The organism is Pseudomonas sp. PKS (assembly GCF_051913525.1).
In the GTDB taxonomy this organism is placed as follows: domain Bacteria; phylum Pseudomonadota; class Gammaproteobacteria; order Pseudomonadales; family Pseudomonadaceae; genus Aquipseudomonas; species Aquipseudomonas guariconensis_D.
The window spans coordinates 24,570-37,671 of record NZ_JBEGDO010000026.1; the positions used below are offsets into that span (position 1 = coordinate 24,570).

Annotated in this window: 14 protein-coding genes; 7 read left to right on the forward strand and 7 right to left on the reverse strand. The window is 61.3% G+C overall.

Going from position 1 to position 13,102, the window contains the following annotated elements:
* Positions 1-249 precede the first annotated feature (249 nt).
* From rloA to ABOA88_RS20805, 5 genes are all read left to right on the forward strand, one after another.
* A complete protein-coding gene (rloA, locus tag ABOA88_RS20785; RefSeq protein WP_196170993.1) occupies positions 250-786 on the forward strand; it encodes a retropepsin-like aspartic peptidase RloA in 537 nt (178 codons plus the stop codon).
* A 5-nt stretch (positions 787-791) separates the two neighbouring features.
* A complete protein-coding gene (gene rloB / locus ABOA88_RS20790) occupies positions 792-2,324 on the forward strand; it encodes an osmotic stress tolerance membrane protein RloB (protein WP_070574016.1) in 1,533 nt (510 codons plus the stop codon).
* Positions 2,324-3,304, forward strand: coding sequence for an alpha-L-glutamate ligase-like protein (locus tag ABOA88_RS20795; RefSeq protein ID WP_196170992.1), 981 nt, complete (start codon positions 2,324-2,326; stop codon positions 3,302-3,304). The genes rloB and ABOA88_RS20795 overlap by 1 nt, the downstream gene beginning before the upstream one ends.
* 185 nt (positions 3,305-3,489) lie before the next feature.
* Positions 3,490-4,833 (forward strand): aminodeoxychorismate synthase component I, encoded by a 1,344-nt coding sequence (gene pabB, locus ABOA88_RS20800; RefSeq protein ID WP_196170991.1) that lies wholly within the window; start codon positions 3,490-3,492, stop codon positions 4,831-4,833.
* Between the two features lie 172 nt (positions 4,834-5,005).
* Positions 5,006-5,740, forward strand: coding sequence for a phosphoadenylyl-sulfate reductase (locus ABOA88_RS20805; protein ID WP_196170990.1), 735 nt, complete (start codon positions 5,006-5,008; stop codon positions 5,738-5,740).
* An 83-nt stretch (positions 5,741-5,823) separates the two neighbouring features.
* On the opposite strand, the gene cysB is transcribed toward ABOA88_RS20805, so the two are convergent.
* From cysB to ABOA88_RS20820, 3 genes are all read right to left on the reverse strand, one after another.
* A complete protein-coding gene (gene cysB / locus ABOA88_RS20810) occupies positions 5,824-6,798 on the reverse strand; it encodes an HTH-type transcriptional regulator CysB (protein WP_027593928.1) in 975 nt (324 codons plus the stop codon).
* A 127-nt stretch (positions 6,799-6,925) separates the two neighbouring features.
* Positions 6,926-7,423, reverse strand: coding sequence for a universal stress protein (locus tag ABOA88_RS20815; protein ID WP_196170989.1), 498 nt, complete (start codon positions 7,421-7,423; stop codon positions 6,926-6,928).
* 101 nt (positions 7,424-7,524) lie between these two features.
* On the reverse strand, positions 7,525-8,472 hold the full coding sequence (locus tag ABOA88_RS20820; protein ID WP_367852085.1) for a putative 2-dehydropantoate 2-reductase: 948 nt from the start codon (positions 8,470-8,472) through the stop codon (positions 7,525-7,527).
* A gap of 270 nt (positions 8,473-8,742) precedes the next feature.
* Between ABOA88_RS20820 and ABOA88_RS20825 the strand changes: the two genes are divergently transcribed.
* Positions 8,743-9,819: a 3-deoxy-7-phosphoheptulonate synthase gene (locus tag ABOA88_RS20825; RefSeq protein ID WP_196170987.1), complete on the forward strand. Its 1,077-nt coding sequence runs from the start codon at positions 8,743-8,745 to the stop codon at positions 9,817-9,819.
* Positions 9,820-9,888: 69 nt separating this feature from the next.
* Here the strand turns inward: ABOA88_RS20825 and ABOA88_RS20830 are convergent, their stop codons facing one another.
* The gene (locus ABOA88_RS20830) at positions 9,889-10,170 is read right to left on the reverse strand and encodes a GNAT family N-acetyltransferase (RefSeq protein WP_367852086.1); all 282 of its coding nucleotides are present in this window, start codon (positions 10,168-10,170) and stop codon (positions 9,889-9,891) included.
* 491 nt (positions 10,171-10,661) lie between these two features.
* Between ABOA88_RS20830 and oprI the strand changes: the two genes are divergently transcribed.
* On the forward strand, positions 10,662-10,913 hold the full coding sequence (gene oprI, locus ABOA88_RS20835) for an outer membrane lipoprotei OprI (RefSeq protein WP_003259780.1): 252 nt from the start codon (positions 10,662-10,664) through the stop codon (positions 10,911-10,913).
* Between the two features lie 158 nt (positions 10,914-11,071).
* Here the strand turns inward: oprI and ABOA88_RS20840 are convergent, their stop codons facing one another.
* The 3 genes from ABOA88_RS20840 to ABOA88_RS20850 form a co-directional block, all read right to left on the reverse strand.
* Complete coding sequence (locus ABOA88_RS20840) at positions 11,072-12,046, reverse strand: L,D-transpeptidase family protein (protein ID WP_367852087.1); 975 nt, start codon at positions 12,044-12,046, stop codon at positions 11,072-11,074.
* Positions 12,047-12,152: 106 nt separating this feature from the next.
* The gene (locus ABOA88_RS20845) at positions 12,153-12,434 is read right to left on the reverse strand and encodes a hypothetical protein (RefSeq protein ID WP_043215816.1); all 282 of its coding nucleotides are present in this window, start codon (positions 12,432-12,434) and stop codon (positions 12,153-12,155) included.
* A 58-nt stretch (positions 12,435-12,492) separates the two neighbouring features.
* Positions 12,493-13,098 carry an arylesterase gene (locus ABOA88_RS20850; protein WP_196170986.1) on the reverse strand — a complete coding sequence of 202 codons (606 nt, stop codon included), beginning with the start codon at positions 13,096-13,098 and terminating at the stop codon, positions 12,493-12,495.
* Between the last annotated feature and the right edge of the window lie 4 nt (positions 13,099-13,102).

Below are 13,102 nucleotides of genomic sequence, written 5' to 3' on the forward strand. Positions count from 1 at the left end.
CGCAATGGAGTCAAAGACAAAATCAATATTGTCGACAATTGTCTAAGAACGAACTTACCCGACACACCCGCTGTCAGATCGCGGCGCGCTGGCGTCCAACTGTCGGCGTGATAGAATGCCGCGCCTCCCAAGGGAGTATGGATAGTGTGTCTGCCAACCTTTTCAGCGTGTTGACAGATGAACGAGGAAGCTTGCGCAGTACTTGCCAGTCGCCTTGCCCCGAACCCGCACAGCACCGCGCCAGGATTTATGAGACTTACACCTGCTTCATTGCTGTTCTGCCTCGCCCTGCTGCCGGCCCTTGGCCAGGCGGGAGAAAAGACCGTGTACGGCCTGAACGAGTATGCCCGCCTTTCCGATCTTGACCTCGAGGTGGCGGCCAAACTCGACACCGGCGCCAAGACCGCGTCCCTGAGTGCCCGTGACATCAAACGTTTCAAGCGCAACGGCGAAAGCTGGGTACGTTTCTACCTGGCCATCGATGCTGCCCATTCGCATCCTATCGAGCGCCCCTTGGCCCGCGTCAGCAAGATCAAGCGCCGGGCCGGCGACTACAACCCCGACGAAGGCAAGGCCTACACCGCCCGCCCGGTCATCGAACTGGACATTTGCATGGGTAAAGCCAGGCGCACCATCGAGGTGAACCTCACTGACCGCAGTGCCTTCCAGTTCCCGTTGCTCATTGGTTCCGAGGCGCTCAAGCACTTTGACGCGCTGGTCGACCCAAGCCTTAAATACGCGGCCGGCAAACCTGCCTGCGCCACCAAAGCTCCCACCGCAGAGTAATTCCGATGCGCTCTCTTACCCTTCACCTGAAAGTCCTGATCACCGTCCTGGTGCTCCTGGGCGTGCTGGTCACGGCCTATCAGATCTTCATCCTTGGCATCCCGGTGACCGAGGATGAAACCGACGATTTGTGGAACATCGACGCCAAGGTCGAGTTCGTCGCCAACCCGAAGGACCCGGTCAAGGTGCAGATGTTCGTGCCCCCCCTGAACCGTGACTATGTCAGCCTCAACGAGAGCTTCATCTCCAACAACTATGGGGTAAGCGTCAACCGCGCCGACGGCAACCGCAAGGTGACCTGGTCGGCCCGCCGCGCCAGCGGCAACCAGACCCTCTACTACCGCCTGGTGCTGACCAAGCGCTACAGCAACGAGAAGACCACGGTCAAAGGCCCGACCTTCCGTGACAGCCTGGCGGTCGAAGGCCCTGAGAAGATCGCCGCCGAAGCGCTGATGGCGCCGATCCGCCAGCATTCGGCCGATGTCGAGACCTTCGTCAGCGAGACCATCAAGCGGGTCAACAACCTCAACGACGACAACGTCAAGCTGCTGCTGGCAGGCGATACCTCGTCGATGAAGAAAGCCCAGGTCATCGACCTGCTGCTGTCCATCGCCCACGTGCCGATGGAGAAGGTCCACACCATCCGCCTGGTTGCCGACACCCCGCAAACGCCCGAACTGTGGCTGCGCAGCTTCAACGGCAACGACTGGCTGTACTTCAATCCCGATACCGGCGAACAGGGCCTGCCTAGCGATCGCCTACTGTGGTGGACCGGTGACGACAACCTGATCACCGTCGATGGCGGCAAGAAGGCCAACGTCACCTTCAGCATGAACAACAGCGAGATGAACGCCATCCGCCTGGCCAAGCTGACCGACGAGAACACCGACGCCGACTTCCTGGAATATTCCCTGTACGGCCTGCCGCTGCAGACCCAGCAGACCTTCATGATCATGGTGATGATCCCGATCGGCGTGCTGGTGATCTTGGTGCTGCGCAACCTGATCGGCATCCAGACCCTCGGCACCTTCACCCCGGTGCTGATCGCCCTGGCCTTCCGCGAAACCCAGCTGGGCTTTGGCATCATGCTGTTCACGGTGATCACCGCCCTGGGCCTGTCGCTGCGCTCGTACCTCGAACACCTGAAGCTGCAGATGCTGCCGCGCCTGTCGGTGGTGCTGACCTTCGTCGTGGTCCTGATCGCCGCCATCAGCCTGTTCAGCCACAAGCTGGGTCTGGAACGCGGCCTCTCGGTGGCCCTGTTCCCGATGGTGATCCTGACCATGACCATCGAACGCCTGTCGATCACCTGGGAAGAGCGTGGCGGCGGCCATGCCATGAAGGTGGCCATCGGCACCCTGTTCGCCGCTTCGCTGGCGCACCTGTTGATGATGGTGCCGGAGTTGGTGTACTTCGTCTTCACCTTCCCGGCCGTACTGCTGATCCTGGTGGGCTTCATGCTGGCAATGGGTCGCTACCGCGGCTACCGCCTGACGGAGCTCGTTCGCTTCAAGGCTTTCGTGAAGGCTGACGCCTGATGTTCGGACTGATCAAGACCTGGAAAGCCCTGGAGGCACGGGGCATCATGGGTATCAACCGGCGCAACGCGGACTACGTCCTGAAGTACAACAAGCGCCACCTGTACCCGATCGTCGACGACAAGATCATCACCAAGGAGCGTGCGATCAAGGCCGGTATCCATGTGCCGGAGATGTACGGCATCATCGAGACCGAAAAGCAGATCGAAAAACTCGACCAGATCATCGGCAACCGCAACGATTTCGTCATCAAGCCGGCCCAAGGGGCCGGTGGTGACGGCATCATGGTCATCGCCGACCGCTTCGAGGACCGTTACCGCACGGTGTCGGGCAAGATCATCAGCCACGAGGAGATCGAGCATCAGATCTCCAGCATCCTCACCGGGCTCTATTCGCTCGGTGGGCACCGCGACCGCGCACTGATCGAGTATCGGGTCACCCCGGACCAGATCTTCAAGAGCATCAGCTATGAAGGGGTGCCGGACATCCGCATCATCGTGCTGATGGGCTACCCGGTGATGGCCATGCTGCGCCTGCCGACCCGCCAGTCCGGCGGCAAGGCCAACCTGCACCAGGGCGCCATCGGTGTGGGCGTGGACCTGGCCACCGGCCTGACCCTGCGCGGCACCTGGCTGAACAAGATCATCAGCAAGCACCCGGACACCACCAACGCGGTGGACGGCGTGCAATTGCCGAACTGGGATGGTTTCATGAAGCTGGCAGCCAGCTGCTACGAACTGTGCGGCCTGGGCTACATCGGGGTCGACATGGTTCTGGACCAGGACAAAGGCCCGCTGATTCTCGAGCTCAACGCCCGCCCGGGCCTGAACATCCAGATCGCCAACGACTGCGGCCTGACCCAGCGCACACACGCCATCGAGGCGCACCTGGAAGCGCTGGCCAAAGACGGCGTGAAGGAAACTGCCGAGCAGCGTGTGCGCGTGTCCCAAGGCCTGTTCGGGCACGTTAACCCGCAATAACCCTCAGGGGCTGCCTTGCAGCCCATCGCAGGCTTCGCCGGCCCCACAGTGCAAGTTGTGGGAACCGGCTCAGCCGCGAACGAGCCCAGCCTCGCCATCTGCCATCTTCTCGGCCCGACAGCTTTGCGCTTCTCCCACAGGCGAATACAATCCCCCTCCTCGCTTTGTCATCGCCGTCCACTCTGATGCCAACCTGTACGCTCCACCCCCTGCCCTACCAGATCGACCCCGCCGTCCATTTCGCCCGCCTGCGTCAGGCGCCGGGCGCGATCCTGCTCGACAGCGCTCGCCCCGGCGCCGAGCGTGGTCGCTTCGACCTGCTCAGCGCCTGGCCAGTCCAGCACCTGCAAGCCAAGGCAGGAGAAGATGGCCGAGCCTATCTGCAACGCCTGCGCGATGCCCTGGGCCACCTGGGTCACGCGACGTTGCCCGACGGCATCGAACTGCCGTTCGCCGGCGGCCTGATCGGCTACCTGAGCTACGATTTTGGTCGACGCCTGGAGCACCTGCCCAGCTTGGCCCAGGATGATCTTGGCCTGCCGGACGCGCAGCTGGGCCTGTATGCCTGGGCCATGGTCAGCGATCATTTGCGCTGCACCACACAACTGGTGTTCCACCCGAGCCTCGAGGCCACCGAACGCACCCGCCTGATCGAGCTGTTCGAAACGCCTGAGGCCAACGAAGCAGGCGATTTCACCTTGCTCGCGCCGATGCGCGGCGACCTGCACCCTGCGCAATACCGTGACGCGTTCGACAAGGTCCAGCAGTATATCCAAGCCGGCGACTGCTACCAGATCAACCTGACTCAGCGCTTCCGCGCTCCCTGCCAAGGCGACCCATGGCGGGCGTATCAGGCGCTGCGCAAGGCCTGCCCGACGCCATTCTCCGGCTATCAGCAACTGGCCGACGGCAGCGCCTTGCTGAGCTTCTCGCCGGAGCGCTTCATCCAGGTCAGCCAGGGCCAGGTGGAGACCCGACCGATCAAGGGCACCCGCCCTCGTTCCAGCGATCCGCAGGAGGACGCGCGCAACGCCGCCGAGCTACAGAACAGCCCCAAGGACCGCTCGGAAAACCTGATGATCGTCGACTTGCTACGCAACGACCTGGGGCGCACCTGCCAGATCGGCTCGGTCAAGGTGCCCGAGCTGTTCAGCCTGGAAAGCTACCCCAACGTCCACCACCTGGTCAGCAGCATCACCGGGCGCCTGGCCGCCGGCAAGGATGCCCTGGACCTGATCGGCGACAGCTTCCCCGGTGGCTCGATCACCGGCGCCCCAAAGATCCGCGCCATGCAGATCATCGACGAGCTGGAGCCGACGCGCCGTGCGCTGTACTGCGGCTCGCTGCTGTACGTGGACGTACGGGGCGAGATGGACAGTTCCATCGCCATCCGCAGCCTGCTGGTCAAGGAAGGCCAGGTCTGCTGCTGGGGCGGTGGCGCAGTGGTGGCCGACTCCGAATGGCAGGCCGAGTACGAAGAGTCCATCGCCAAGGTAAGGGTATTGATGGAGACCCTGCAAAGCTTGTGATCGACGGCGCTTTCGTCACAGGCAAACCCGCTCCCACCGGCTTGCAACGCACCTGAGGGAGCGGGGTTTATCCGCGAAGAGGCGCCTCAAGGCAAACGTCTACCCTGCCATTTTTTGTTACCATCGACTCACTACGAGCGCACAGCGCCACACACACGATGGAAACCGCCTGATGAGCCAACCCTTCGACGTCGCCGCCCTGGCCGCGACCTATGCCAGCAAGTCCCCCCAGGACATCCTCAAGCTTGCCTTCGAGCATTTCGGCGACGACCTGTGGATTTCCTTCAGTGGCGCCGAGGATGTGGTGCTGGTCGACATGGCCTGGAAGCTGAACAAACAGGTCAAGGTATTCAGCCTCGACACCGGCCGCCTGCACCCGGAGACCTACCGCTTCATCGACCAGGTCCGCGAGCAGTACAACCTGCCGATCGAGATCCTCAGCCCCGACCGCGCCCTGCTCGACCCCTTCGTCAAGGAAAAGGGCCTGTTCAGCTTCTACAAGGACGGCCATGGCGAATGCTGCGGCATCCGCAAGATCGAGCCACTGCGCCGCAAGCTGGCCACCGTGAGCGCCTGGGCAACCGGCCAGCGTCGAGACCAAAGCCCCGGCACTCGCAGCCAGGTGGCAGCATTGGAAATCGACACGGCGTTTTCCACACCCGAGCGTACCCTGTACAAGTTCAATCCGCTGGCACAGATGACCAGCGAGGAAGTCTGGGGCTACATCCGCATGCTCGAGCTGCCCTACAACAGCCTGCATGAGCGTGGCTTCATCAGCATCGGCTGCGAGCCGTGCACACGCCCTGTGCTGCCCAACCAGCACGAGCGTGAAGGCCGCTGGTGGTGGGAAGAGTCGACCCAGAAGGAATGCGGCCTGCACGCCGGCAATCTGATCACCAAGGCCTGAACCTCCAAGCTCCAAGCCACAAGAAAAAAGCGGCCCTCATGAGGACCGCTTTTACTTGAAGCTTACAGCTTGAGACTTGCAGCTCAATGCACCGGCAGCTCGACCCCTTCGAACAGTTCTTCCAGCTCCTGCTTGTTATGGCACTGGATGGCCTTGGCCATCACTTCGCGGGTCAGGTGTGGCGCGAATTTCTCGATGAAGTCGCACATGAAACCACGCAGGAAGGTGCCACGACGGAAGCCGATCTTGGTGATGCTGGCCTCGAACAGCTCGCTGGCATCCAGGGCCACAAGGTCGCTGTCGAGCTTGGTGTCCACAGCCATCTTGGCCACGATGCCCACGCCCAGGCCCAAGCGCACGTATGTCTTGATGACGTCGGCGTCGGCGGCGGTAAATACCACTTTCGGCGTCAAGCCACGGTGGTTGAACGCCTCGTCCAGCTTGGAGCGCCCGGTGAAACCGAACACGTAGGTCACGATTGGGTACTCGGCGACCGCTTCGAGGGTCAGCTTCGGCAGTTTGGTCAGCGGATGCCCCTGAGGCACCACCACGCAGCGGTTCCACTTGTAGCACGGCATCATGATCAAGTCGCCGAACAGCTCCAGCGCCTCGGTGGCGATGGCAAAATCGACGGTGCCGTCGGCGGCCATCTCGGCGATCTGCATGGGCGAGCCCTGGTGCATGTGCAGGGCGACTTCCGGGTACTGCTTGATGAAACTGCTGATCACCGGCGGCAGCGCGTAGCGTGCCTGGGTATGGGTGGTGGCGATGGACAGGGTGCCCTTCTTCTCGTTGGAGAACTCCTGGGCGATCTGCTTGATGCTCTCCACCTTGCGCAGGATCTCGCCGGCGGTATTGATGATGCGCTCACCGGCGGGGGTGACACGTGTCAGATGCTTGCCGCTGCGGGCGAAGACCTCGACGCCGAGCTCGTCCTCGAGCAGGCGGATCTGTTTGCTGATCCCGGGTTGGGAGGTATAGAGGCTCTGCGCTGTCGCGGAGACGTTGAGGTCATGGTGCGCCACTTCCCAGATGTAGCGCAGTTGTTGAAGCTTCATAGGTTTCCCTCGGATCAGCGGTAGGTCACCGGCAGCAGGCAGCGATGAGATATAACTATATTAGTGGTTCTCGAAATAAAACTAGAACTATTTTGTTACATGCCCTCGTTTTGACCTACCCCCGGTTTCAACCTTTCCTACGCCCCAAGTGCTGTGCCAACGGCACCATGTAAACCGGAACCGGGGACAGCTGCAGCAACCGCGCCGCAGTGCGGCCGATCGGCACATCCACCCCTGCTCCCTGGCTGTGACTGCCGAAAATCAGCAGATCGACACCCAAGCGCTTAGCCTGCTCGATGATCACCTGGGCCGGGTCTCCCTGACGCACCCTCACCGCCCGGATCAACGCCAGGTCCGCTTCTTCACCTAGTTCGTCACGAAAGTTTTCCAACACCCGCTGTTCGATGTTGGCCATGACCGTATTCACACCCTCGCTGTGCAGCTCGTCCAGGGTCTGCTCGTCGAGGTAACTTTGCAGCAGGGACTCGGCGAACTGGCCCATGGGCTCCACCGCGTGGATCACGTACAGCTCTGCGTTGAATGTCCGAGCCAGGGCCAAGGCGTGCTGCATGACAAAAGGCGCGTATACACCGAGGTCGGTGGCATACAGCATGGAATGAATCATTCGACCTCCTCGACTGCCGTTACGACAGAGCAAGGTTCAGCTTAGCAGCGCCGCGTACGGCCGCTTGGCCGTCCGGCGCGCTCTGACCCAGCCTGGAGGGGTCAGCCACTGCGACTGCGACGGTCTATGAAGGCCAGGGCCTGATACAGCATCTGCAGCTGCGGCAAAGGGCACCCGGCCGCTTGTGCACGTGCCAGCGGTTCGGCATAGATCGCCTGCAGCTCAAGCGGTCGCCGCTGGACATGGTCGTGATACATGCTTGGCCAGTAGTCAGGCATCTTTTCGGTCAGGCGAAACAGTTGCTCGGCGTAACCATCCGGCAATACATGGCCACAGGCCCGGGCTCCCTGCACCACTTCGGCCATCAGCGCGCGCACCAGATCACGGCTGTCGGGGTCCGTCATCAGCGCCGTGGTGCTGGCCCGAAGCAGCACCGAAAGTCCGTTGTAAGGCATATTCCATACAAGCTTCTGCCAACGGGCCTGAGCAAGGTCACCCATGGCCTGGGAGTCGATGCCCGCCGCCTGGAACAGCGCCGTTCCTTGGGCCACGATAGCGACACCGCCATCCTCGGCCGGACCGCTGTGGTAACCCAGATTGACCGTACCCAGCGCCTGGTGGCACACCACTCCAGGCGCCTGGCGGTTGACGCAGATGAAGCACAGACCGCCAAGCAGGTGCATATCGGCGCGCAGTGACGGCTGCAACTGCTCCTCCACGCCCAGGCCATTTTGTAACAACACCACCTTGGCCCCAGGGGCTGCGGCCTGGAGGATGAGCGGTGCAAGCTCCCGGTTGCTCGTGGCCTTGGCACCTATCAGCAACCAGTCGCAGGGGGGCATGTCGGCGGCCGAGGCGTAGGCTTGCACCTTCATGTGCAATTGACCGTGGACCGCGCTGTCCACGGCCATGCCATGCGCGTGCACGATGCGGTATTCACTGCGCAACAGAAAATGCACATCGAAACCGGCACGCGCAAGCATGAGCCCGTAGAAACCGCCGATGGCGCCGCTGCCGATAATGCCGATACGTGGGTTGCGAGTGTCCACACGCGCTCCTTGTCCGAAATCTGGGTACTTGGTTTTACACCTAAACCTTTCGGTTTTCGAACACAGAAGCATCCGCTCGCCCCTTACCTGGCCGTACCACCCTGCAAATAAATCGCGCCTTGGTCGTAAAAACCCAGTACCGGCGGGGGCAGCCCATTGTCGAGCCACCTTGTAACGCGCTAAGGTTCGGCTCCCCGTTGCGAACAATCTTGCTGCTGGGCCGCACGGGGATTGCTGGCGGCCGGCACCCGTGACCTGACGAGTAACACGATGGCTGATTTACCGATCGACGACCTTAACGTTGCCTCCAACGAGACTTTGATCACCCCCGATCAGCTCAAGAAGGAACTCCCCCTCAGCGCCAAGGCCCTGCAGACCGTGACTGCCGGCCGAGAAGTGGTGCGCAACATCCTCGACGGCAAGGACCATCGACTCTTCGTCGTGGTGGGCCCCTGCTCCATCCACGACATCAAAGCCGCCCACGAGTATGCCGAGCGCCTGAAGGTGCTGGCCGAAGAAGTTTCCGACACCCTTTACCTGGTGATGCGCGTGTACTTCGAGAAGCCGCGTACCACCGTCGGCTGGAAAGGCCTGATCAACGACCCTTACCTGGATGACTCCTTCAAGATCCAGGACGGTCTGCACATTGGTCGCAAGCTGCTGCTGGACCTGGCCGAAATGGGCCTGCCCACTGCCACCGAGGCACTCGACCCGATCTCCCCGCAGTACCTGCAGGACCTGATCAGTTGGTCGGCCATCGGCGCCCGCACCACCGAATCCCAGACGCACCGGGAAATGGCCTCGGGCCTGTCCTCGGCGGTCGGTTTCAAGAATGGCACTGACGGCGGCCTGACCGTGGCTATCAATGCCCTTCAGTCGGTCTCCAAGCCGCACCGCTTCCTGGGCATCAACCAGGAAGGTGGCGTATCCATCGTCACCACCAAGGGCAACGCCTATGGTCACGTGGTGCTGCGCGGTGGCAACGGCAAGCCCAACTATGATTCGGTCAGCGTTGCCCTGTGCGAGCAGGATCTGGCCAAGGCCAAGATCAAGGCCAACATCATGGTCGATTGCAGCCATGCCAACTCCAACAAGGATCCGGCCCTGCAGCCGCTGGTAATGGAGAACGTCGCCAACCAGATCCTCGAAGGCAACCAGTCGATCATCGGCCTGATGGTCGAGAGTCACCTGAACTGGGGTTGCCAGGCTATTCCGAAGGACCTGAGCGAACTGCAATACGGTGTGTCCATTACCGATGCCTGCATCGACTGGAGCGCTACCGAGAAGGCGCTGCGCAGCATGCGCGCCAAACTCAAGGATGTCCTGCCTCAGCGTCAGCGCGGCTGACAATCGGGCACCAAACGAAAACGCCGGGCATTGCCCGGCGTTTTCATGTTCGGTGTTCGGCGGTGCCGCTCAGGCCTTGCTCGACTGACGCTGCTGACGCTCCATGTAGCGTTCGACGTAGGAGCAGGAGGGGATCACCGTGTAGCCCATCTCCTCGGCGTATTCCAGCGCCTTCTCGGTCAACGCTGCAGCGATGCCTCGCCCCCGCAGGGCATTGGGCACGAAGGTACGGTAGATATCCAGCGTCTGCTTGCCCAAGTCCATGTACGCCAGGTAGGCACGGTGACCGTCCACATTGGTCTCGAACTGATGACCGGCCTGGTCATGGTGGATGGTCAACGCTTCGCTCATCACTACTCCTCGCAGGTCTGTCGGCAGACCCTTACCTTAACCGATGGTGTTTCCGGCGGAGGAACCTCTACGCCACCCCTGCCCCTTGGACCGTAAAGCGATCCGAATCGTTCTGCTGCGCGGGCACCCTACAAATAGTAGGCGCCGTAAGCGGGATTGCTCAAGGTGGGACGGGGAAAAAGTACGAGATAACCCCTGCCTGTCGCTTCGCGCCCACGAACACAGTGTTCTAGGCCTATGACGCTGACGGACAGTTAAAGTCACCGTTAGTTCACCAAAAAGTTCCCGCCCTACAAATGCTTGCAGCCGCTGTGCAAAATTTTCACAAATGCCATACAAAGGTTGTCACCTTTTGGGGTCGGCAACATTTTTTTTGCAGTTCTTGCGCTTAGTCAGTTTACTTACTACAAGTAATGGGTACTATGTACGCCGGCCAGTTTCTCTTTTCCGAGAGATGGCTCTTTAATAGAAAGTCCTTGAAGGGGAACACGATGAACAACGTTCTGAAATTCTCTGCTCTGGCTCTGGCCGCAGTTCTGGCTACCGGTTGCAGCAGCGTATCCAAAGAAACCGAAGCTCGTCTGACTGCGACTGAAGACGCAGCAGCTCGCGCTCAAGCTCGTGCTGATGAAGCCTACCGTAAGGCTGATGACGCTCTGGCTGCCGCTCAGAAAGCTCAGCAGACCGCTGACGAAGCCAATGAGCGCGCTCTGCGCATGCTGGACAAAGCCAGCCGCAAGTAATAATCCTCACGGATTGTTATGGAGCCGACCCACTAGTGGGTCGGCTTTTTTATTGCCACCTGAAAAGCAAACGGCAAAAACGAAAAAGGCCTGCACTAAGGCAGGCCTCGATTCGGGACTCGGGTTAACGGGAGCACCTCCCGTAAGAGTCATCCCGCTTACTGCAGCTCCGGCGGAATGCTCGAAACCATCGGCGCGCCCCCGCCATTGACCGGCACCGCGATTTCCACCGGCATGCCATCTTCGGCAGCCACCACGTCGCGCACCATGTCCCAGTTCATGCGCAAGTTGTTGGCCAGGTCTTCGCGCTTGAGCAAGGCATTGATGACCGCGGTATGTTTATCCACCACCGACGGATTGCCGTGATCATCGAGCGGCGTGTGAGCCTCGAGATAGACCTTACCGCCACTGATGCCGAACTTGTAGGGCTCGTTGATGATACGTACTGGCGTACCCACCGGCACCATCTTGGAAAGTTCCAGCACGTTGTTGTTGAGCATGCGGAAGCAGCCATGGCTGGTACGCATCCCGATACCGAACTTCTTGTTCGAACCGTGGATCAGGTAACCCGGCACACCCAAGGTGAACTTGAAAGGCCCCAGCGGGTTGTCCGGACCGGCCGGCACCACTGCAGGCAGGATGTCACCGTCGGCGGCGTGTTCGGCACGGATCGAGGCAGGTGGCGTCCAGGTCGGATTAGGGGTCTTGGCAGTGATCTTGGTGTTGGCGATGGGCGAGCCCCACCCTTCGCGACCGATACCCAGCGGGAAGGTGTGCACCACGTTCTGCCCTTTCGGGTAGTAGTACATGCGGTACTCGGCCAGGTTGATGACGATGCCTTCGCGCGGACCTGGCGGCAGAATGTAGCGGGTCGGCAGGATGATCTCGGTACCCGCGCCCGGCAGCCATGGGTCAACGCCCGGGTTGGCCGCGATCATCTCGAGGTAGCCCAGGTCATTGGCGGTGCCGATGTCGGCAAAGGTGTCTTCGTACTTGGCCTTGATCACCTGGACCTGGCCGACGATATCTTCACCGGCAGGTGGCAACGGCAATTCCAGCGCAACGGTTGGACCGGCCACCAACAGGGCGGCCAGGGACAAGCTACGGGTGACGGCGGGAAGGCGCGGCAACATCCGGTAAATCCTTCGAAAGATGGGTCAAGAGGATCGATTGTACACCTACCCCGGGACAAGCGGGAGGCATCGGGTTCATGCTGGCACTTCAGATGATGAAAGGTGCTCAGAGTTCCGGCCACACCGGGCGCATGCCGCGGCGCTGGGCATCGAGAATCGCCCGGCACAACGCACAAAGGCGGCCATCACGGTAAACCGAGCGCTCCACTGCGGACCAGCGCGGTTGCGCCGGCAACAGTCCACCGCACAGAGTTCGATCGACAGGCACGCCAAGCTCGAGCTGGCGAGCCACCAGGTGAACGCGAACCTCCTGGCAGGCGAACAGGTCGAGCTGTTCATCGGGCTCGATCAGTTGATAGGCGTACAAGGACCAGGCAGGGCGCGGCATTGGGGGCTCTCGAAGCGGGGGGCGCAACATTAGCCGAAAGCCGGCCCCGATAAAAGCGTCACAGCAAGGGTTTTATCGCCGGCCAGGCATTTTCCAGCAAGCGCGGCTGGGCCCCCACGCTCGGGTGAATGCCATCGGCCTGCATCATCTGCGGTACACCGCCGACACCCTCAAGGAAAAACGGCACCAAGGGGACCTTTTTCTGGGTCGACAGACGCTCATAGACCTGAGCGAAGGCGCTGGTATAACGCACACCATAGTTGGGCGGCAGTCGCATACCCAACAGCACCACCCTGGCGCCCGCCTCGCGCGCCTGATCGACCATCGAAGCAAGATTTTGTTGCAATTGCTCGGGTGGCAACCCCCGCAGCCCGTCGTTGCCGCCAAGCTCCAGCACCACCAGGCTCGGCTTGTGCGCCGCAAGCAGCGCCGGCAGCCGCGCCTGGCCGCCGGCGCTGGTGTCTCCACTGATCGAGGCATTGACTACCTGGTCGGCATAACCCTCGTCCTTCAGGCGCTGCTGCAGCAGGGAAACCCATCCTTGGCGGCTATCCAGGCCAAAACCGGCGCTGATACTATCCCCGACGACCAGCAGTGTACCCGCCGCCGCGCTTTGGGCCAGGCAATACAGGGCCAGACCGGCACTCAACCACCACACTCGCATCGGA